The following is a 21,962-nucleotide window of genomic DNA, read 5'->3' as shown; positions in this document are numbered from 1 at the left end:
TATCTTCTCAATCAGCAGTCTGCCTGTTATATACGGATTGCCCAGTAACGTTCAAGGTTAAGAAGTAGATAGAGCTTATTACTATTTTACATGGAACGGGGCGATCCATAATGACAACAAGCTATGATCTGATCGTAATTGGAACCGGAAGCGCAGGCGCATCTGCTGCACAGCTATGCCGTGAACAAGGCTGGGAAGTCGCGATTATCGATGAACGGGAATATGGCGGCACCTGTGCACTGCGCGGCTGTGATCCGAAAAAGATACTTGTCGGAGCCGCTGATCTGGTAGATCGAACAGCGCGGATGCGTGGCAAAGGCATCGATGTATCTGCGGTGATCGATTGGTCGGATTTGATAGCATTTAAGCGTACATTTACCGACCCGATGCCAGAAGCGCATGAGCAAAAGCTGCAAGCAGCAGGGATTCATACATGGCATGGACAAGCGCATTTTACCGATACGCATACGATTGAGGTCGATGGGCAAACATTGACTGGACGCTATATTTTGATCGCTACCGGTGCTGAACCTGCTCCATTAGCGATCGCTGGAGAACAGTATATGACAAACAGCGACGGCTTTCTGGAACTGGATCGTCTGCCGCAGGAGATCGTCTTTGTCGGTGGCGGGTATATTTCATTTGAGTTTGCGCATATTGCGGCTCGTGCGGGAGCCAAAGTGCATATTTTGCATAGCAGTGATCGTCCGCTCCAAGGATTCGATCCCGAGCAGGTCGATGCATTGGTGGATTACTCCAGGCAGATCGGGATTGATGTGCATTTAAATGTTGAGCTGGAATCGATTGAACAACTGAACGCTGACGCATCTGCCGATCATACAAACATGACCGTTTCCGCATCGACATCGATTGCCGAGCCGAATCCATCGCTGTATCGTATAACGGCACGCTATAAAGACAACGATGCGACGCCACAAGAGCCGCCAGCAGACGACTCCAATCCGCTAGTAAACGATCCATCCTCCACTACTGCTGCGGACACATCGGAGCGATTGCAACTGTATTGTGGGCTTGTTGTACATGGAGCCGGACGCAGACCGAATATTTATAAGCTGGAATTGGAACAAAGTAATGTCGAATATGGCAAACAAGGCATCGCTGTAAACCAATATTTGCAAAGTGTCAGCAACCCGTATGTGTATGCTGCCGGCGATTGCGCCGCTTCGCCAGGACTACCATTAACACCGATCGCCGGCTTGGAAGGTCGGATCGCGGCACATAATATGTTGCACGGTCATTCGCAAACTACGGAATATGCTGAAATTCCTAGTGTAGCATTTACGATGCCACGCCTCGCTACCGTCGGTATGTCCGAGCACGATGCTCGCAAGCTAGGGGATGAGGTGAGCATCCAAAGTTATGATATGTCATCCTGGTATACGTACAAACATACCGGCGAACGAACAGCACTCGCCAAAGTGATTGTGCACAAGCAAAAACGTACCGTGCTTGGCGCCCATCTGTTGAGCAGTGCAGCAGACGAACTTATTAATCATTTTGCAGTAGCGATTCGACTCAAACTGACCGTTGATCAGCTTAAAAGTGTCATTTACGCTTACCCGACAGCAGCTTCTGACCTTGGTTATATGTTAGCGTTAAACGACTGATCGGCAATGTGGCTACCGATGCAGATCGCTTATATCGGAAAATAAAGCTAATGCAGCATTATGTACATCACAGTGGTACTAACAAGGCAAAGCGCAACATGGAGCAAAGCCGATCGGGAGCAGCGCGAGCACCATCTGCTGCCTCAAGTGAAAATCGTGTTTGATTGAGCACCATATCATCTATAGACGACATTAAACTCCATATGTAGCGCGGTCAGCCTACTATTTCACCTAGCCCAATCGAACGTTTTTACAGCACAAAATCCCCCTTGCATAAGATGCAAGGGGGATTTTGCCACGATTCAGGGATCACGCACCGCAGCAGTAATGAAATTACCTTGCTATCGGTGTCGCAGATCGAAATGATTTATTTCGATTTATCGCCTGTGCGTGCTTTTTTGCTATTGAGACGGTTAAGCAAGATGCCCAGAGCAAGTAATGAAGTTCCAGCTAACCAGTACGGTGCATTGCTATCTTCGCCGGTTTTTGGCAACATAGACACCGATGGAGTATGGACTGGTGTAGCAGGAGTTGTTCCTTGTGGAATGGGGTCATCTGGTATTGTAATGTCCGGTGTTTTGTCCGGCGTCGTCGTTCCTTGCGGAATCGGATCGTCTGGAATCGTAACATCCGGTGTTTTGTCCGGCGTCGTTGTTCCTTGTGGAACAGGATCATCCGGAATGGTCACGTCCGGCGTTTTCGTTTCATCTGCCGGAGGCACCGACGATTGTTGCGGTGTCACCGTACCTTGTGGTACAGGATTGTCCGGAATTGTAATCGTCGGATCCGTAGCGCCAGGTGATGCATTACCTGAAGGCGTCGTTGGATTTGGTCTTTTTCTGTCTGGTGTTACTGTCGGTGTTGATGTTGGTGGTGGCACAATCACCGACGTTTTCGTATTGGTCAGCGTAAGCTGAAGACCGGTACTACCTTTCAACGTCGTTGCATTAATTGTAATCGAATGGACAGTAGAGTCAAGCACATATCCTGTCGGAGCGGTCATCTCCTGCAAGTTGTATGTGCCATATGGAAGGTTCGTAAAGAGCGCTTCCCCTTGTGCATTAGTAGTGAGGGTTACAGGGACTTGTAAACCTGCACTATCTTGCAGCTTAAATACTGCGCCTGCCAGCGAAACATTGCCATCCAGACTATCGACTTTGTGTACGCGCAGGCTAGCTACCGCTTTCGCATTAGTCAGTGTGATCGTAAGCGGGCCGGATTGTTGATTGGTCGCATCGATCGTCACCGAATGTACGGTACGGTCAAGCACATAACCTGTTGGAGCGGTAACTTCTTGCAAATTGTACGTGCCGTACGGAAGGTTCGTAAAGAGCGCATCCCCTTGTGCGTACGTAGCCACGGTCACAGACGGACGCAAGCCCGCACTGTCTTGCAGTTTAAATACCGCACCTGCCAGTGAGACAGTAGCATCCGCGCTATCCACTTTGTGTACGAGCAGACTGCCAACCGCTTTGGCATTAGTCAGTGTGATCTTAAATGGACCGGATTGTTGATTGGTCGCATCGATCGTCACCGAATGTACGGTAGGATCAAGCACATAACCTGTTGGAGCGGTAACTTCTTGCAAATTGTACGTGCCGTACGGAAGGTTCGTAAACAGCGCATCCCCTTGTGCGTACGTAGCCACGGTCACAGACGGACGCAAACCCGCACTGTCTTGTAGTTTAAATACCGCACCTGCCAATGAGACAGTAGCATCCGCGCTATCGACTTTGTGTACGAGCAGACTGCCAACCGCTTTCGTATTGGTCAGTGTGATCGTAAGCGCACCGGATTGCTGGCTTGCTGCATCAATCTTCACTGTACGCACAGTAGGGTCAAGTGCATAACCTGAAGGAGCAGTAATCTCCTTCAAGGAGTACGTACCATACAGAAGGTTCGTAAACAACGCTCGTCCTTGTGCGTCCGTTGTCAATTGTACAGGTTTACGCAAACCTGCGCTGTCTTGCAGTTGGAATACCGCGCCTGCCAATGTGACAGAAGCATCCGCGCTATCCACTTTGTTCAGGAGCAAATTGCCGACTGCACCCGAGCCTGTACCGCTAGCGGACGAAATGCGAACGATAATGTCTTTGCTCGTTTTCACCGTTCCGGTCGTAACGCCATTACCGGTGAATTGCACACTGTTGCTAACTGTCGCCCGATCGGCGGCAGTAATCAGTGTTGAATATTTAAGCACATAAGGCGATTGAATCGGATTGTTAAAAGATAGTTCAAATTTCTCCGGTGTGCCCGGAATGACAGACAATTTATAGTCTGTCCCTTGAACGGCTTCAGCGCCACGAGTCAATGAGCCATCTGCGGCTACTGTAGCGGCATACAGATGAAATGAATTCGTGAGCAAAATCTGATTCGGTGTTGGCGTGTCCAAAATTTTGGCATTTTCCACATACGATTGTCCGGCATTAATGTTAATCGTCCAATCGATGTTGCCGCCATTTTGTACACCCGATTTGCTTACATACTCGCCGCCATTAGGAATATTCACATTAGCTGACCATGAATAATTGCCTTCATTAGCTTTGAGCGTTGCGGTATTGCTTACACTTTTCGGAATAACCTGTCCGTTCAGTGTTGTTTTGAATGTGATCCAGTACGCGGAGTTGATTGGATTAGCAAAACTTACCTGTACAGTTCCGCCATTCGTTCCAACCGCTGGTGTTGTTGCCGTATACGCGGATGGATTGACGACTGCACCTTGCTGAACACCATTCCACCAGCCAAGCAATGTCATATTATATACGCCAAGCGAACCTGGCACATACGTTTGTCCTGCTTGAATCGCGTCGCTCAGCACCGCATTGGTCAGCGTCTTGTTGTTGTAATTCATTTTGATAACCCAGGTAATTTCCTTCGTTACCGCATTGTACGAGCCTTCTTTGGCACCGTTATGCACAGTCAGATCATCCGGCCAGAAGCGAGCTTCGCTTGGGATGGTCATCGTTTTGCCATTTTCGGTCCAGTACAAAGCAGCGACGTTTTGATAAGACAGATCGGACTTAGCCTTTTTCCAATCTTCGTTAAATGTAGTTCGATACGTAATAGTCAGTGGTTCGGTTGGCGGCTGATTAAAGGTAATTTTGAAGCCTGCACGAACATCCGTTACCGACACGGTATAATTACCGGACGGATAATCACTGCCATCCGCTCTGCTCACTTTTAACGAAGTAGGCAGAAGTTCAAGCCCACCATTCGGGAATTGATCTTCGATGATGGTGTTTTGTAATGCTTGTTTCTGACTGTTAAAAGTCAGCTTCCAACTAGCGGTTTTATCGATATAGTTGGCATCAGTCAAATCTTTTTTGAACGTAAGACCTTTGAGTGTTTGGCTAGCTGTAGCACTAGTACCGTTTGCCGTCACTTTATTAGTAACTGTTCCGTTCTGAATGATCTGTCCGACCGGCGTCGTACTGTATTTGATCGTGTAGGATGATTGAACATCCTTCGCAAATTGCAGATTGAAGCCGGTAATACCATTTTGCGGAGCGACTGCAGTTACCGTGTAGTCCGTGCCTTCGGTCAGCACATTGTTGTTGCTGTCATACACTTTGATCGAACCGTTGACGAGTTGTTGTGTGCTATCGAAGCGGTCTTGCAATACAGCTTGAGTTTGCGAAATCTGCTGCTTGTTCAAGTTGTAACCGATTGACCAGTTAATCGTTCCGGTAGTCGCGTCATAGCTTTCAACCTTTTTACTCAAAATCTGCTTTCGCACCGTAACTTGAGCATCAGCGGTAACAGTGCCGCTGTTGCTACTCAAGCTTGCCGTATTTTTGAATATGGACTGTGTGTTGTCCGTGATGGTCGTCGCGTACGTCACACGGTAAGCAGAGCGAGTAGAACTGTCAAACGATAGTTTGAACTGGCTATCGTCTGCTGTCAGCGTATACCCGGAACTAAGCTGGGAACCGGCAGTTTTGCTGCCATCGACATTTACAGTGAGCGCATAGACCTTAACACTGGACGGGTCAAGCTTAAGTCCAGTCATCATCGGATCGCTCAGAACCGCATTAGTTAGCATTTCGTTCGTCGCGTTTACGTCAACTGTCCAGTTAATTTGGCTGGTGCTCATCAATCTGCCGTATTTGCTAAGCGCAGCAGCTTGGTTTGGCTTCAAATAGATCACGATAAACTGTGAGCTGTCGCCAAGCGGCACCGGAATTTTCACTTCGGTGCTGCCGCTAACCGTTTGCTGACTCAGAGAAGTACGGAACTGCATCGTGCCATGAATGTCTGAATAATGCTCTATCGTAGAGTTGAAAGTGACCGTAACATGGCCGCTTTGCGTAGCGTTAAAGCTACCTACAGATAGATTGCCAAAATCAAGCGATACATTGTTAATATCATTGTAAAGCGTGAAATTGGACGGCAGATCGAATTCAAATGTCGATCCGGCTTTGTAAGAACCATCGTCCGGCAATGCCCACTTGTAGTTCAGGTTGAGCGGTGCATTCGGGTCAATTGCTGCCCCTGTGCCGTCGCCTTTGATCACATTGCCATTTGCATCCGTCAAATAAGCATCCGTTAAAATGCTCTTTTGGGCGGTTGAAGTGGAAGCGGCTGGAGCGACAGCGGACTGCGCCAGTAATGCAGGATCAACGGTCTGTGTAGTCGTGGGAGTTGTCGTTACAACCGTACTTGCAGGCGTTGTCGTGCTAGTTCCACCAGCGGCATTAGGATCAGAAGTCGTCGAAGTACCGGAATTCGGCGCAGTGCCCGAATTGGTTGAAGTACCCGAGCCAGTTGATCCATTACCATAGGTGTTGGATTGTACGGTTGGTGAAGCTGGATTGCCTGATGAGCTGGTGCTGCTGTTCGTCGTGTTAGAAGTGGTGCCTGTATTGCTAGTGCTGGCAGTATTGTCTGCAGCATGCGCCAGTGGTATAGCGGCCGTGGTCATCAGTAAAACGAGGACCAGTGTGAGTACACTAAGTCTCTTGAACAAAAACCTTGCAACCCCTCTCTTCGTAGTATCCTGCCGTGGTCAACTTAACTGCTTCGCCTCATCCTCTATCGCTACGGCCGCGGCGATAAGAAAAATGAGAGTGAACGATTTAACTTTTCTACTAAACTGTAACCGGTTATGATACAACAGTAGCGAGATAAGTTAAATAATGTAAGGTGACAGTTTGATTATACTCTATTTGGATTATTCCGGGCAGATACTAAGTAATGAATTTAGTAAATAATTGTTAGTGATTAAGTAGTTTGACGCTTAATAGGGTACTAAGAGTAGTGATGTCATTGGTAACTGCAATAGTTAATTATAAAGCATATGTTTACGTACCAAATGGATCGTGCCAACGGATCATCCAGACAAAAAGCATTGTTATGACTCGAATTCGGCCGCTTTAATAAATAAAAGATCGAGTGGGATAACAGCACTCGATGAGTATACAATATTTTTCAAATATATCCAATTATTACATAGTCCCAATGATTCATACACTATTCCCCGGCCGCATGAACTAATAAAACAATTTTATTAATGGTGAAACATGGGAAAAAATATACATTTATCCTCAAAAGTAAAGTTCTTCTTGCCTATATTGTGTACAGTTTGTTGAATAGTTAACGAGCATGAGCGACGATTCGTTCAGTTGCAGGTTTGGACAGACCTGTGTTTGGGGTATAAGGTCATATGAGCGATGCAGCATGTTTCCGAATACGGACATTACTAGCGAGAGGAGCTTTTTCTAATGAACAATCGATTATGGATGGGAACTGCGGCGGCGGTTCTGTTGTCAGGCGTGCTTGCCGGATGCGGAAGCACCAATACAAATGAAAGTCAGAGCAGTGATCCAACAGCGTCCGTGCAAAGCGCAAGTGAGGCGAAGCCGGACGACACTGGACAGGCGAATACGAATGCACAAACATTGGAAGGCGACTTCCGTCAATATTCCACCGATCCGAATAAAGACAATTCAAGTTCGGATTATAATGTGGTCGGCAAATATGTATCCGAAAATGGCGATACGATGACGCTTGATGTGAATGGCAATCAGCTCGTCATTCCGAAAAGTAATTCATATGAACCAGCAGCCGATTTACCGACATCGGTCGATTTGCCCGGTAAGCAAATCAGTGTAACTTTAAATGCGCAAGATAGTACGATCGCTACCGCACAGCTTGCCAAAGACGCGGACGATATGGACAATTCACAGCGCGATATGGTCGGACAATTCGTATCTGAGACCGCTACCCAAGTAACGATCAAACAAGGTACAGATGAGAAAACGTACAAAAAAGCAGCCGATTTTGAAGGCACTGACGGCCCAGCCAATGAGCGTGCAGTAGGTACAACCGTACGCTTGGATTTGGATAAAGACGGCAATGTCGTGCGTGTGCGTGGCGAATATCAGGATGGCAGTAGTGTAGGCGATTAAGCCATTGCGACTAACATTTACTATGCTATACCGTGGCGCGCTAGTGCTAAGGCGAACGATGCACTATGAAACGGCTATTACCGCGTTTTATAACGACAAGCGCTGGCTATACTGAATATACGCTCAAACGACAAACGATAGCTGTTGCCCAAAGAAAAAGCCATCACTACACCGAATGCGAGAATTCGCATATAACGGTGCAGCGATGGCTTTTTATTATACAACGTACGGGCATTACAGCTCGTGGACATCCGGTCATTTAGTTATGCGCTGTATAGGTTAGCGATTGATAGCATGTTGACGCCATATTCATAGGTGTATAAAAACGGCTTAATTAGCTGCTAGTACCTTGACCGAGAATAATTTAAGTGTTGAAGCTGGAACAAGCTATTATTTATCAGGATTACAGTGCATGGTCAAAATTAACATTTAACTTGGACAAGCTACTAGTAGCTTGTCTCAAATACATTGACGGTTTGTCGATCTAACAATGGGTTGGTGCTAAATCGATTTAGGGACGTTTAAACAAAATTTTCATTTGAGACAGCCTACTAGGATACCATCTTATCGATCAACGGAGCTAACATAAGGCATGATAACTAAATGACTACCAGGACAAACTAAAATCAAGATCAAGTTAAATTTTAACTTAGCTGGTGTGCTGACGGTCTGATCTATAACAGCTTAAGCGAGCTTTAAAATTCAAATTTATCTCAGTCGAAGTATTGCGGCTTAAACGTGCCCTGTTAAACGTTTAGATCGCTTCCAGCAAAATAGCAGCGAATTGCTCCAAAAATTGCTGGTCTTGCTCATCAAAACGGTTTTTAAGCGGGCTATCGATATCGATTACACCAATCAGCTCATCGCCACGGACAAGCGGAACGACGATCTCGCTGTTGGAAGCCGCATCACAGGCGATATGACCCGGAAATTCATGCACATCTGCGATCAGCAATGTGCGACGCTCGGCGGCAGCCGTTCCGCACACCCCTTTGCCGAGCGGAATGCGAATACATGCCGGCAAACCTTGAAAAGGACCTAATACAAGCTCAGTGCCATCATACAAATAAAATCCAGTCCAGTTCGTATCGTGTAGAAACTGCTTCAACAGCGCAGCGGCGTTGGATAGATTAGCAATGCGGTCGCTTTCGTCATAAATTAGCCCTTTAAGCTGGCTAAGTGCAGTTGCATATTGCTGCTCACGGGAGCCGCTATACGTTATATTTTCAAACATGGAGATCACCTTTTTCATTTAAATTTAGCGCTGCTAGCGGGTTTATTCGCTTGGTTACATACACCAACTAGTATACCGCTGCATCGTTGTTTTGCAAATGCGAAGTGACCAAAATTGGCGGTATGAAGGCGATTCGGCTGACTTATGATGTAAGGTAAAATTTGGAATAAGCGATAGAAATATGTTTACCTGTCAGGCGAGGAGGGTAAGTACAGCTTGAATCAAATCGGTTTACGGTTATTTATACGTTTATTCAGCTCCATATCAACGGGTCGATTGGAAGGAGAAAAACGGATATGCATGCAGAAGTACAAAATTTATTCATTCGGATTCATATGCTGCATCAGGCGAATCAACATAAATTAACGATTGCTGATATGCAGCCTGTGCTGGAAAATTGGGGGTATCGTGTAGGTGATCGCGAGGTCAAGCAGCAGCTTGAACATTTGACCGCCGAAAATATGCTAACTGTGAGCGGTGAAGAATACCGTATTACCGGTACCGGTATCGGCGAACTGCGCGAAATTCGCAAACGTCTTGCCATGCTGTGCGGTGAAGTCGTGCCAGCAAATACCGGCAATGCGCCAGAACGTGCTCGTTCTTCCAAGCCCCAATCTTCCGTCGTCGTTTAAGTGTCTGTCGGATGCAGACTGAAGTGTAACAGCGTCTGTTGTCGGACAGACTGTCTTCCTATGCGCTGCCACTGCAAAGGGCATAACGTTACATAATGTGGTTGGTATTCACGCTGGCAAGTCGCCGGTATTCGTTCCATAAGGGCGGGTACCGGTTTTTGGTATTTGTGCGCGCATTTTTTGGGTGTCTATGGGGGGATTTACAGTTTGTCGATCTAACCAGCGCTTGAGTATGCTTACATGCTATGTGCTCATGGTCGATTTCACTATTGATTGTTCGCCTTGTCCGGGTATCTATTGCGTAAATGCCAGGCATGCGGTATTCTAACACCGATTGTTGCGTACAGGGAGTGAGCAAGCTTGGATTCACAAAAACATAGATGGTTATACCGCATAGACCCATTAACCAAAATCGTACTGCTATTATATGTATCGGTGCTAGCTGTGCATATTGGGCATGCTTTGCCGCAGTTTGTACTGTTTGCCGTCGTATGGCTGGCGATATGGTGGGGATCAGGACAGTTGATCGGTCGTCCGCTATTCAAATTGCTGCTCGTGATCGGTATTCCTTATTTTGTATTATCATTATTGTCGGTTCGCAGTGGGGTCGTATTGTGGCAAACCGGTGCGTTGCAAATGACTTCCGGCGGTTTGGATTATGGGGCGGTGATGACATTGCGCATTTTCATCCTGTGCATGACGTCTGCGGCATTATCGCTCACTACCGATTATCAGGAACTCGTCAGTGCGCTTGTGCAGCAGCTCAAGGTGCCGTATCGATTTGCCTATGGGTTAGCATTGGCACTAACGTTTTTGCCATTGTTACGTGAGGAAGCAAAGCTTGCGCTGGCAGCACGTACATTACGTGGTCAGCGTCGTGGACGTGGCTTGGAGGCAATGCGGCAACAGCGTGAGTATTTCGACTCTGTATTTACTGGAGCAGTGCGCCGGATTCAGCATATTGCTGGAGCGATGGATGCGAAGGGGTTTGGTGCGTATCCGGAGCGTACGTTTTATCGTCCATTTGTGCTTCCCGCAGCAGCGCTACCGACGATGCTGATCGGTCTGCTCTTGACGATCATGGCATGTATTATACTGTAACTCGGAAAAAAGAGATTGACTTCTTTTAATTGTTAACCTAAATTATAATTCGTGGTTAACAATATCGGTATGTTATAGGGCATGCCACAAGGAGAGAATGTATGAGTACCCCAATTCAGAACACAATGAACAAAACATTTCAAGCGTTCACAACGATGGACATCGTACTAATGGCATTGCTCGCTACAGCCAATGCGGTAATGACGATGTATATGTCCGGGGTGAATCAATTGCTTAGCAGTCTGGGCGGACCGATTCTCACCTCGACGATTACCGGATTGTATATGGTATATGGACTGCTCGCTTATTATATTATTCGCAAGCCAGGCACAGCGGTCATTACGTATGCGCTTGGTGCGCTTGTGCAAAGCTTTGTCGGCACATCATACGGCATCATTTCGGCGCTGGCGGCGGCGGTATGTTATATGGTAATTGCAGAGATTATTTTTGCGGTGCTGCGTTATCGTAGCTGGTCTCCGGCGGTAATGATGCTCGTTGGTGGTGCGATGGTACCGATCTGGTTTGTCGTAGCGATTCAGTTGTTTGGTTATAGCAAATTCGGCTTTGCTGTACTAGCGATTGCTATGGTTGTACGCATAATAAGCGGTATGTTGCTCTGTGGCTTGCTGACCGTTGGGCTGGCACGGGCACTCGGTAAAACAGGGCTGTTACGCCGTTTTGCAGCATTTTCCAATGGACGTTAAACGTGCTCTATCGTCGACGACGGCAGCGCTATCGCAACCGGCAATTTTATTAAAAGAGGTACAATATACACATGAGGGAGCGACCGCACCGACAATTCAAGCACTGTCGTTGACCGTTGCGGCAGGCGAATGGGTCGCGATGATCGGAGCGAGCGGTAGCGGCAAATCTACTGTATGCCGCCTCATCAACGGACAGTTTCCACGCATTGCCGGCGGACAGCGTGATGGGGTCGTGCATGTGCATGGATTCGATCCTGCATTGGCACATCCCAGTGAGCTGGTGGACGTGCTCGGCACGCTCGGGCAAGACCCGGATGCCGAGCTGGTCGTAGGCACGGTGGAGGATGAGCTGGCGTTTGGACCGGAAAATTTGCGTTTGTGTGCTGACGAGATCGGCAAACGAATCGATCGCCTGACCGCTGAGCTAGAATTGGAACATGTGCGCTCACAGGCGGTGCATCGTTTGTCTGGCGGACAGCGGCAACGCACTGCACTGGCGGCGGTGTTGGCGATGGAACCGGAATTGCTCCTGCTGGATGAACCAGCGGCAAGTCTTGATCCCGCTGGTAGACAGCGTGTGGCAAAAATGATCTCGCGTTGGCATGATCACGGCAACACGCTTGTTACCGCATCGGCACGCTGGGACGAACTGGCAGATGCAGCAGATCGGGTCATCGTATTGCATGCGGGGAAAATAGTGCTGGATGGTGTGCCATCCGCTATACGAGCGCAGCATACGGCATTGTTGGAACAGCTATTTATTTTGCCTATGGGAAATGGTTTTAATGAAACGCTGCTTATCGAAACAACATCCAGTGAAACATTATCTATGGAAACAGCTTTTCCTCACATAGCTGCTTCTATAGAAGAAACCGTTTCAAAGACGACCGTACAACTAACATCATTAGCAACAGCGCAAGAAACGACTTCAGCAGTAAGGCAACAACCGATGCCAGCGCTAGCAGCGAAAACAGCACCAGCAATCATGCAACAGACAGCTACCGAAATAGCGGGAAAAGCAAAGCGACCACAGCATACGGAGTCACTCCATGCAGAGCCACCACAGGCGATCGCAGAGCTGAGAAATTTAAGTTACACGTATGTCGGTGCACATATGCCAGCGCTTCAGCACATTAATCTAAAGCTATTTCCCGGCGAAATGACACTGTTATGCGGCGCCAACGGCTCCGGCAAAACAACGCTGACCCGCTTGCTGACCGGACTGCTTCAGCCTCCACCAGGTACGATCTACCGTGGCACTCATGATACGACGCGAGATAGATTAGAGCGGCGTGCACAGGATACCGCTTATTTGTTTCAACACCCGGATTACCAGTGGGTGGCGGCAACTGTATGGGAAGAATGTGTATTCGGTCTGCGTGCCGAGCTACGTTTGCGCCGCCGTGATGCATTACCGGAGGCGTACCGGATGCAGGTGGAACAGATGCTGCATCATATCGGTTTGCTAGATCAGCGTGACGCTTCACCGTACAGCCTGAGCGGTGGGCAAAAGCGTCTGCTGGCAGGGGCGGCACAATTTTTGCTGGCACGCCCATTGTACATTTTGGATGAACCTGGCTCGGCAGCGGACTATTTTACGATTACCCGCTTATTGGAGTTATGCCGTGCTGCACTGCGCCGGGGGGCATCGTTGCTCGTGGTTACCCATGAACCGGAGTTGTTCATGAGTGATGCGTCCTGTATTTGTACGTTGGAGCAAGGGAAGATGATTGTGCAGCGGTTATGATGGAATAATGCTAGTACAGATACAAACTACACATCCAAAAGCAAACAGGATGCCCCCAAACAAGCGGGCATCCTTCTTTTACATGCAACTCTGTGACTTACTTACGCATCGACGGTGACAGACGTTCTGCTTCCATACCGAGCTTTTTCAGCAGATAGATCATCTGCTCCTTCTCCTGTACATTCAATCCGCTGAGCGCAAAGTTTAGTCGTTCTTCGTACTTAGGATAAATATCATCCATCATAGCGCGTCCTTGATCGGTCAGTTCGGCATAGATGACGCGGCGGTCGGTTGGGCATGGATGGCGGCGCAGCAAGCCGCCGTGTTCCAGCTTGTCGATCACATACGTCACATTGCCGCTTTGCAGCAGCAGTTTGGCTCCGATCTGCTGAATTGGCTGTGCTCCTTTAAAATACAACACTTCCATCACAGAGAATGCGGTAGAGTTAAAACCTTCAATTTTGCTTCCGGCAACAGCATGCTCACTTAAGCTTTTAAACGCTTTAGCAAAAACGCGGTACAAGTGCATCGACTGCTCGGTGTGGTTCATAGACATATTGATCATCGTACGGTCACCCTTTCTGTAGCGATTTATAACAGCTTTTAATCTATGGAGGCGAATGTTTAATCATGTGTATGTTCTATCTCTATCTTACCTGCAATTCAAACTAAAAAATGTGTGATTTGTCACAATGCCGAGCATTTTAAATATTAAATTTAAGGATTAAATTGCATGTAAACGGTCTAAAAACGAATTTGAATTTTATCATAAACGAAAACGTATCTTTGGATGAGCTAAATCGCTGCACGCTTGTTGTGGATAAATGAATGACGTTCGATTTTCGTACAGCCGATTTTACTGGAAAATACCTGTGTGCAAGCTGTGTATACACTGTGGAAAAGTGGATAAATGCTGTGGATATCACTGTGTACAAATCGTTAAGGGCAGTTTTAAACTCATTTTTTTGCATAACATCCACAGTTTATACATGGGCTGAGGATAAAATGGCAGTGTATCAACTTTTTATACACATGTATAATTGCATAATTATATTTCACCTCGTGAGTTACAACGTCGCTTTACCGAATTCTATCCTCAGCCTGTGTATAACTTGTTAATAACTTGTGCGTAAGCGTTTAATATCTGGTACTAATTTGTGTATAGGATGTGGGTAAACTAATATTTGCGTTTACAAAACGTTTACATAAAAATTGCACAAATATCCAATCCCGTTAATGTTGACGCGCTAAAGTGGATAACAAGCATTCAAAGCGACCGGCTGCGACCGGGAATAACAAAGTGGGGACAACGACAATGAGAGATGACTTCCTGACAACAGACTATGGAGCAAGTCGCACAGGCTGCGATGAGATTTTGTCCAGCTTCCACGATAGTAATGGACGTGTTCTGATCGCAGCCCATCGCGGCGATTGGAGACATGCACCGGAAAATTCGTTGGCAGCGATCCAATATTCGATCGTGGCGCGTGCTGATCTGATTGAGATTGATGTTCAGCGTACACGGGATGGCGCATTTGTGCTTATGCATGATGAGACGGTAGACCGGATGACCGATGGCAGTGGGACGATTGCCGAGATGACGCTGGCGGAGTTGCGCGCGCTACGTTTACGTCAACATCAGGGCGGTGCAGCGCAATTGCTGACTAATTATACGATTGCTACGTTGGAAGAAGTTATGATTTTGACGCGCAATAAAGTGATGATCAACTTGGACAAATGCTGGGTATGGCGAGACGAAGTTTACCGGGTATTGGAACGGACAGGAACGGTGCAGCAAACATTGTTTAAAAGTACGGCTGAGCCGGATGAAGTGCATCGTTTTATCCACAGTGTGTCGGAAAAGCCGCTGTATATGCATATTTTGGATAGCAGCAATGAGCAGCATGCCGATCAAATGAAGGATATTTGCCGGTATGTGAAGCCACAGGCGGTCGAGATTTGTTTTAAGCATATCGATAGCCCGCTCATTGCAACGGATGTAGTGCGCACGATTCGGCAGCATGGTTGCCGGCTGTGGGTCAATACGATGTGGGATTCGTTATGTGGCGGTCGGTCAGAGCTTGGCGAGGCAGAGCTTCATTGGGAAAGCCATATCGAGCGTGGTTTTAATATGATTCAGACGGATGATACGGAGCAGTTGCGGCGTTATTTGGATGAGTGTGAGCGTACACTTGCGGGAAGCCGGCGTTCAGTGAAGGCAGAATGAAACGAATCGGTTAGTATCATCCCAAAGCAAAGACCTCCATCTTACCACGATGTGGTATTGGAGGTCTTTATTAAATAAGTAGTTTGATATTGCAGAGCAGAGATGTTCTGAGGCTGTAATTCCAGTATTTCTTTCATAAGATGTAGTCAATCAGACATCGAATTTAAGCTGGTCAGCATACTACCCTAACGTCTGCACCGACTCGGCAGCACTGCTGCCTGCGGCATGTCCGGTCGTAAAGGCAGCCGTAATATTGTAGCCGCCAGTATAGCCGTGTATATCGAGCACTTCACCGCAAAAATACAGCCCTGGCATCAGCTTCGATTCCATCGTCTGCGGGTGAATTTCTTTTAAATTTACACCGCCGCCGGTCACAAACGCTTCTTTGATCGACAATGTGCCATGAATAGCGACCGGGAATTGTTTGATCAGACGCGCAAGCTCCATCCATTGTTGTTTTGGAATATGATCGTACGTAATATCGCCGGAAATGCCGGATTTTTGCAACAATAACGGGATGAGGCGTTCAGGTACATAACCTTTGATTACATTTTTTACCGCTTTACGGGATTCCTGTTCCGCTAGTGTTAATGTTTCGCGATACACATCGTCTGTACTGCGATCAGGCAGCAGATCGATCGTCAGTTGCACCGCGTTGACCGGGAACTTTTTGAGCGCTTTGACTACATATTGACTACAGCGCAATGCGGCAGGACCGGAAATGCCAAAATGTGTGAACAGCATATCGCCCTCGTGCATAATCAGCTTTTTGCCTTTTGGATTCCAGACGGTCAACGTGACATTGCGTAGCGACAACCCTTGCAGCTCTTTGCTCTGAATAAATGGCTCTGGTGAAGTGAGTGGTACTTCGGTCGGATACAGTTCGGTAATCGTATGCCCGGCTTGTTCTGCCCACGGATAGCCGTCGCCTTCGGAGCCGGTTTGCGGTACGGATTTGCCACCGACCGCGATAATGACCGCTTTGCTACGAATCCGTTCACCAGAGCGCAGCCGTACGCCAGCGGCAGTACCGTGTTCGTACAACACTTCCGCCACCGGGCTATTCGTGCGAATGTCCACACCTTGCGCACGTACACGACTTACTAGCGCGTCGACGACCGTCTTCGCTTTGTCCGATACAGGAAACATACGCCCATGATCTTCCTCTTTCAAAGCAATACCCATCTGTTCAAAAAAGCGCATAATGTCCAAATTGCTAAAATTCGCCAGCGCACTGTACAAAAAGCGTCCGTTACCCGGAATGTATTTGATTAACTCGTCGATTTCTTTTGCATTTGTTACATTACAGCGTCCACCACCGGAAATGCCCAGCTTGCGTCCAAGCTTATCGCCTTTATCGACAAGCAGTACACGCGCGCCATGCTCACTTGCCGCCACACTTGCCATTAGACCGGCGGAACCGCCACCGATCACAATAATATCGTATTTCAAACGTAATCGTTCCTTTATATGCATAATATGAAGACTATCCTTATAGTATACCATGAACGCTGTATAGTCAGGTCTCGATTTGCGCATCCGACAAAATGATTGCTATATTTTGTCGGATTTATCGACTGTTTGTCGTTGAAATCGTTTATACTGAACAGTAACGTGGTATTAGAAAATGAATTGGAAATATTGGTATAGCGACTATATATTGTAATGACAAGCAGGCTATGCTTTAATCGAAATAGGACAGAGACTGAGGGAGGGGCGCATCATTATTATCGCTGTCAAGGAAATCCTACTGCAAATGCTGACTGTAGGTTCCTCCGTATTCGTATTTTCGGCTGTTGTCGAGCGCAGTGGTAACGACTCCTTACATTATGGTCGTTTGGCTTGGCGCGGATTTGCTCCAGTGCTCCTCATCTCGTTTGCATGCAGTATCGTGATCGGTTGGATTTTGACGTTGTATAGTGCGATCGACACGCAGATTTCGCTAGGTGTAATTTCATTTATTGTTGGAGTGTTGTATATAGGTGCCCGTCGTGGGCTATTGTTATTGTTGCTCGGAGTCGCGATGTATTGGTTATTCACGGCAGAGCATAATGTACCGGATTTGTTCATTCAGACCGGCTTGTTATTGTATCCGCTTGCGGGTTGGTGTGCACCGTCATTTCAGCGTGCTTCGTTACGCGGAAAACGGATGATCGTAATGCTGCTCATTTTGATCGGTGCGTTAATTGGAATCATTATGCTGTTAGTAGAACATCGGCTTCAGCATATGAGTAGCATGTGGGGATTAATTGTGCTTATTATAGTAGCAGGTATGATCGTCGGCGATTATTGTGTGCAGGCGATTGAGCGCGTGATTGAGCGCAAGCAGACTAGCCGTCAGATGATGGAGCTATCCAATCGTGTCATGCTAGAAGCGGAGAAATTGCGCCAGTTAATGAATGTGGCGCCGATGATGATTACAGCGATTGATGCAAACGGATGCATTACCGCGATTAATGATGCTGCACTTACCCAGCTTCGGCGGGCAGTGCCCAATTTGACGCGTGAACACATTAGCGACGTCTGCTTGCTTGAGATGAAAGGGTCACAGCTAACGGAAGGAATGGTCGGTACACTGCGGATGATTGAACGTTCGCGGCAAAGTTTGACGACTACGAGCGAGATTTTGCGGCTAGACTATGCGATTGTATATATGAATGTGGCACCGTTATTTTATGAAGCCGACGGTAAATTGACCGGATTTGTAATCGTCGGGCAGGATGTGACCGAGGTGGAGCAACTGCGCAGCGAGCTGAATCATGTGGAACAGCTCAGTCTCGTTGGCAAAATGGCAGCCAGCATCACACACGAAATTCGCAATCCGATGGCGGTCGTACGTGGCTTTTTGCAATTGATGAAAGAGAAAAGCCCGGCATCACTTGATCATTATTACAGAATCGTGATGGAGGAGTTGGATCGTGCGAACAGCATCATTAACGACTTTTTGTCACTTGCTCAGAACCGGATTGTCGAAAAAGAGCCTGGTGATCTGAACGCCGTGATTCAGGAGTTGTTGCCGTTATTGTGGGCGGATGCCAATCTGCGCGGGCAATCGATCGTATTCCGTCCCTATGAGGCGTTGCCGCAACTATATATGAATTCCAGAGAGATCAAGCAATTGATTCTAAATCTAGTGCGCAACGGAATGGAAGCGATGGATGGTAGTGGGGAGATGACGATCGAAACCGAGCTGGTTAACGAGCAAGTCGTGATGCGAATCACAGATACCGGTCCCGGCATTTCCGCAGATCGGATCGACAAGCTATTTGAACCATTTTATACGACCAAATCGAAAGGAACCGGGCTAGGATTGTCGTTATGTTTGAGCATTGCGGAGCGGCATCATGGCAGGATTAACGTCGATTCGGTTGAAGGCAAAGGCACGACCTTTTCGGTTATTTTTGAGCAGGTTGATGTGCAGGTGCAAACGGTCAATCGTTTGGCAAAGAAGCAATCATAAAGCGGTTTTTTATCGCAAATCGCCACTTCGGCGGTGGCATTATGGCTGAACCTGTGTATAATAGAAGTAATGCTTATGAAAAGTAAGGAGTGAACTTCAATGTCAATGTCATTTGATCAATATATGCGCGATATGGTACAACCTATGCGTGACGAGTTAACCAGCATCGGTATTCAAGAGCTGCGTACACCGGAAGAAGTACAGGAAAGTCTGGATAACGCCAAAGGAACAACGTTGATCGTCATTAACTCCGTTTGTGGCTGTGCGGCAGGTCAATGCCGTCCAGGTGTAGCGCATGCGCTGCAAAGCGATGTGAAGCCTGACAATCTGTATACTGTATTTGCCGGTCAAGATAAAGAAGCAACTGCGAAAGCGCGTGAATATTTTGCACCGTATCCGCCATCTTCCCCATCGATCGCACTGCTCAAAGACGGCGAACTCGTTCATTTTATCGAGCGTCATCAAATCGAGAATCATTCCGCAGAAGATATCTCGATCGCACTGCATGATGCGTTTGAAAAATATTGCCTGTAATCGTTAGCCAGCCTTGAATCCTGCAACTGTCACTTCATGTGATGTTGCAGGATTTGCTTGTTTATGGGTATATATAAAGAGGAACGTTCAGAACAGTAGAAGGAGTGGATGACAGTTATGAGTATGCAGCAGCAAATTATTGACGATCTGAAAGTAAAGCCGACGATTGATCCGGCAGCGGAAATTCGCAAACGGGTGGATTTTCTGAAATCATACATCGAGAAGTCCGGTTCGCAAGGTTTGCTAATCGCGATTAGCGGCGGCATTGATAGCGCGGTAGCGACAGGGTTATGCAAACAGGCAACCGATGAGCTGACCGCGGAAAAGGGCACTGAATACAAAACGGTCGGCGTATTCCAGCCATACAGCACACAGTCCGATATCGAAGATAGCTACGCGGTTGCCGAAGCATTCAAGCTGACATATAAAGTGGAAACGAATGTGCACAAAGCGGTTGACGCGATTGAACAAACGGTGAACAGCGTTATGCCACAGCTGGAACAAGACGCCATCAGCCCGCAAGCCAAAGGTAATATTAAAGCGAGAACACGTATGGTCGTACAATATGCGATTGCCAATTCACTCAATCTGCTCGTTGTCGGTACAGATCATGCGTCCGAAGCGATTACCGGTTTCTTTACTAAATACGGCGACGGCGCGGTCGATATTACGCCGCTGAGCACGCTCGATAAACGTCAAGTACGCGAATTGGCTGCCCATTTGAGCGTACCGCAATCGGTATTGGACAAAGCACCATCTGCCGGTCTATGGGAAAATCAAACAGACGAGTCGGAGTTGGGCATTACGTATGCGGATAACTGCGATTATTTGGAAGGCAAATCGGTTGCCCCTGAAGTGGCAGAGCGTCTGGAAAGTTATTACAAACGTACCGCACACAAACGCGATCCGATTCCAGGCATTTAATCATCGGCAGCGATCATCCTCGCAACATAACAGGATGGATCGCCACGGAAGTCAATGGACGCATAATTTAATAAGACGGCAGCAATCGTTCAGTAGATTGCGCCGTCTTATTTGCACTGTAAACGGTGTGCATTTGAACATAAACCTAGTACCTTGACTGCTTTCAATATTGGATTTCAATTCGCTGCATATCCTGATTTATAAAGGGAATCTGTGCAGCATCAACCTATATAATTAAAACGGTCAGAGTACTAGTGACTTGTCTCAAATGAAAATTGTGTTTAAACGCACCTAAATCGATTCAGTACCAAGCGATGTGTACATGTACTTGAGACAAGCTACTAGTCATGAAGCGATGATTGGATGGACAGACTGTAAATGTAATGAAGACAAGTTAGCAGCCTTGTTTCGGGATGAACGAGCATATCGTTGATGAAATGCAGAACACAGTCGTCATATTGGATAAACTGCTCAATCCCATCGCTTGTTGCAAAGGAAGGCAAATATGCTGTTACAGCGCCTACCTCGACTAACCGCAGATTGACAGCAAGCAATTTGGTACAATAGATCATATGCGCAATGTAGGGGCAAATACACATATATACAGGTCGGGAGGTCACAGATTGATCTATGGAATAGGGCATGATGTGCTTGAAATCGAGCGCGTGGCAGCGATTTTGCAGCGTCCGCATGGTGAGCGCTTTATGGCGCGCGTACTGACCGCCGCTGAATGGGACATTGCCCGTAGGCGAGCTGCGCGGCAAGTGGAATTTGTGTCCGGGCGCTTTGCCGCCAAAGAAGCGATTACGAAAGCATTTGGCTGTGGAATCGGCAAAATGATCGGCTTTGACGATATCGAGATTTTACCAGATCGACTCGGCAAGCCGAATGTCGTATTATCAGATGCCGCATGGCAGCGTCTCGGTCTGCAATCAGATCAGCGCTCGTACCGTGTGCATTTGAGCATTTCCCATCAGCCGCATATGGCAGCAGCGTTTGCGGTAGTGGAGCGTTTGGACAGAAATGGAAATGATCTGCCATAGGGATGAAGCGATGTACAAGCGGTATGGAAGCTCGTAAGCGGTAGTCATCGAGCTGGAGCAATATCGACAAAGAAGTAATAAACGAAAACTAATATTTAATATCGCTAACTTACTATTACTCTGTCTCAAATAAAAATCAGGTTCACACATACCTAAACGCGTTCATTGTCAAGCAATTATGAACTAGGTATACCGTAAATGTATTTGAGACAAGATACTATTACCTTGACTGCTTTCAATATTGGCTTTGAATCCATAATCTCTCGTTATTTATAGCGGTAATCTGCATGATTTTAAATTATATATTTAAAGCGGTCAGAG

At 47.2% G+C, this 21,962-nt stretch carries 15 protein-coding genes; 11 read left to right on the top strand and 4 right to left on the bottom strand.

Annotated elements, in window-relative coordinates:
- Positions 1-110: 110 nt before the first annotated feature.
- The gene (locus tag U1I11_RS18240; protein WP_322907564.1) at positions 111-1,628 is read left to right on the top strand and encodes a dihydrolipoyl dehydrogenase family protein; all 1,518 of its coding nucleotides are present in this window, start codon (positions 111-113) and stop codon (positions 1,626-1,628) included.
- 367 nt (positions 1,629-1,995) lie between these two features.
- Here U1I11_RS18240 and U1I11_RS18235 read toward each other — a convergent pair whose 3' ends face one another.
- Positions 1,996-6,549: a collagen binding domain-containing protein gene (locus tag U1I11_RS18235; RefSeq protein WP_322907563.1), complete on the bottom strand. Its 4,554-nt coding sequence runs from the start codon at positions 6,547-6,549 to the stop codon at positions 1,996-1,998.
- Between the two features lie 799 nt (positions 6,550-7,348).
- Between U1I11_RS18235 and U1I11_RS18230 the strand changes: the two genes are divergently transcribed.
- Complete coding sequence (locus U1I11_RS18230) at positions 7,349-8,035, top strand: hypothetical protein (RefSeq protein ID WP_322907562.1); 687 nt, start codon at positions 7,349-7,351, stop codon at positions 8,033-8,035.
- Between the two features lie 754 nt (positions 8,036-8,789).
- On the opposite strand, the gene U1I11_RS18225 is transcribed toward U1I11_RS18230, so the two are convergent.
- Entirely contained in the window at positions 8,790-9,269 is a 480-nt protein-coding gene (locus U1I11_RS18225; protein ID WP_322907561.1) for a GAF domain-containing protein, read from the bottom strand.
- Between the two features lie 296 nt (positions 9,270-9,565).
- On the opposite strand from U1I11_RS18225, the gene U1I11_RS18220 reads away from it, so the two are divergent.
- From U1I11_RS18220 to U1I11_RS18205, 4 genes are all read left to right on the top strand, one after another.
- Positions 9,566-9,901 (top strand): hypothetical protein, encoded by a 336-nt coding sequence (locus tag U1I11_RS18220; RefSeq protein ID WP_322907560.1) that lies wholly within the window; start codon positions 9,566-9,568, stop codon positions 9,899-9,901.
- Between the two features lie 360 nt (positions 9,902-10,261).
- The gene (locus U1I11_RS18215; protein ID WP_322907559.1) at positions 10,262-11,002 is read left to right on the top strand and encodes an energy-coupling factor transporter transmembrane component T family protein; all 741 of its coding nucleotides are present in this window, start codon (positions 10,262-10,264) and stop codon (positions 11,000-11,002) included.
- A gap of 101 nt (positions 11,003-11,103) precedes the next feature.
- Positions 11,104-11,706 (top strand): ECF transporter S component, encoded by a 603-nt coding sequence (locus tag U1I11_RS18210; protein WP_322907558.1) that lies wholly within the window; start codon positions 11,104-11,106, stop codon positions 11,704-11,706.
- Positions 11,696-13,453: an ABC transporter ATP-binding protein gene (locus tag U1I11_RS18205; protein WP_322907557.1), complete on the top strand. Its 1,758-nt coding sequence runs from the start codon at positions 11,696-11,698 to the stop codon at positions 13,451-13,453. The genes U1I11_RS18210 and U1I11_RS18205 overlap by 11 nt, the downstream gene beginning before the upstream one ends.
- Positions 13,454-13,550: 97 nt before the next feature.
- On the opposite strand, the gene U1I11_RS18200 is transcribed toward U1I11_RS18205, so the two are convergent.
- Positions 13,551-14,018: a MarR family winged helix-turn-helix transcriptional regulator gene (locus tag U1I11_RS18200; RefSeq protein ID WP_322907556.1), complete on the bottom strand. Its 468-nt coding sequence runs from the start codon at positions 14,016-14,018 to the stop codon at positions 13,551-13,553.
- A 750-nt stretch (positions 14,019-14,768) separates the two neighbouring features.
- Here U1I11_RS18200 and U1I11_RS18195 point away from each other — a divergent pair.
- Entirely contained in the window at positions 14,769-15,680 is a 912-nt protein-coding gene (locus tag U1I11_RS18195) for a glycerophosphodiester phosphodiesterase family protein (protein ID WP_322907555.1), read from the top strand.
- 180 nt (positions 15,681-15,860) lie between these two features.
- Here U1I11_RS18195 and U1I11_RS18190 read toward each other — a convergent pair whose 3' ends face one another.
- Positions 15,861-17,132 carry a BaiN/RdsA family NAD(P)/FAD-dependent oxidoreductase gene (locus U1I11_RS18190; RefSeq protein WP_322907554.1) on the bottom strand — a complete coding sequence of 424 codons (1,272 nt, stop codon included), beginning with the start codon at positions 17,130-17,132 and terminating at the stop codon, positions 15,861-15,863.
- A gap of 304 nt (positions 17,133-17,436) precedes the next feature.
- Here U1I11_RS18190 and U1I11_RS18185 point away from each other — a divergent pair, with 304 nt between their 5' ends.
- The 4 genes from U1I11_RS18185 (at position 17,437) to acpS (ending at position 21,641) form a co-directional block, all read left to right on the top strand.
- Complete coding sequence (locus U1I11_RS18185; protein WP_322907553.1) at positions 17,437-19,140, top strand: ATP-binding protein; 1,704 nt, start codon at positions 17,437-17,439, stop codon at positions 19,138-19,140.
- Between the two features lie 99 nt (positions 19,141-19,239).
- Positions 19,240-19,674, top strand: a complete 435-nt coding sequence (locus U1I11_RS18180; protein WP_322907552.1) for a BrxA/BrxB family bacilliredoxin — start codon at positions 19,240-19,242, stop codon at positions 19,672-19,674.
- 117 nt (positions 19,675-19,791) lie between these two features.
- A complete protein-coding gene (gene nadE / locus U1I11_RS18175; RefSeq protein ID WP_322907551.1) occupies positions 19,792-20,598 on the top strand; it encodes an ammonia-dependent NAD(+) synthetase in 807 nt (268 codons plus the stop codon).
- A gap of 623 nt (positions 20,599-21,221) precedes the next feature.
- Positions 21,222-21,641: a holo-ACP synthase gene (acpS, locus tag U1I11_RS18170; protein ID WP_322907550.1), complete on the top strand. Its 420-nt coding sequence runs from the start codon at positions 21,222-21,224 to the stop codon at positions 21,639-21,641.
- Positions 21,642-21,962: the final 321 nt, after the last annotated feature.

Source organism: Paenibacillus campi (assembly GCF_034659835.1).
In the GTDB taxonomy this organism is placed as follows: Bacteria; Bacillota; Bacilli; order Paenibacillales; family Paenibacillaceae; genus Saccharibacillus; species Saccharibacillus campi.
This window is presented reverse-complemented; position numbering and strand designations above follow the sequence as displayed.

Bases quoted from the DNA above. Each gene is read 5' to 3' on its own strand.
- U1I11_RS18220 (WP_322907560.1), top strand. From the start codon at position 9,566: ATGCATGCAGAAGTACAAAATTTATTCATTCGGATTCATATGCTGCAT.
- U1I11_RS18200 (WP_322907556.1), bottom strand. From the start codon at position 14,018: ATGATCAATATGTCTATGAACCACACCGAGCAGTCGATGCACTTGTAC.
- U1I11_RS18240 (WP_322907564.1), top strand. From the start codon at position 111: ATGACAACAAGCTATGATCTGATCGTAATTGGAACCGGAAGCGCAGGC.
- U1I11_RS18180 (WP_322907552.1), top strand. From the start codon at position 19,240: ATGTCAATGTCATTTGATCAATATATGCGCGATATGGTACAACCTATG.
- U1I11_RS18225 (WP_322907561.1), bottom strand. From the start codon at position 9,269: ATGTTTGAAAATATAACGTATAGCGGCTCCCGTGAGCAGCAATATGCA.
- nadE (WP_322907551.1), top strand. From the start codon at position 19,792: ATGAGTATGCAGCAGCAAATTATTGACGATCTGAAAGTAAAGCCGACG.
- U1I11_RS18235 (WP_322907563.1), bottom strand. From the start codon at position 6,549: ATGACCACGGCCGCTATACCACTGGCGCATGCTGCAGACAATACTGCC.
- U1I11_RS18195 (WP_322907555.1), top strand. From the start codon at position 14,769: ATGAGAGATGACTTCCTGACAACAGACTATGGAGCAAGTCGCACAGGC.
- U1I11_RS18210 (WP_322907558.1), top strand. From the start codon at position 11,104: ATGAGTACCCCAATTCAGAACACAATGAACAAAACATTTCAAGCGTTC.
- U1I11_RS18230 (WP_322907562.1), top strand. From the start codon at position 7,349: ATGAACAATCGATTATGGATGGGAACTGCGGCGGCGGTTCTGTTGTCA.
- U1I11_RS18205 (WP_322907557.1), top strand. From the start codon at position 11,696: ATGGACGTTAAACGTGCTCTATCGTCGACGACGGCAGCGCTATCGCAA.
- U1I11_RS18185 (WP_322907553.1), top strand. From the start codon at position 17,437: ATGCTGACTGTAGGTTCCTCCGTATTCGTATTTTCGGCTGTTGTCGAG.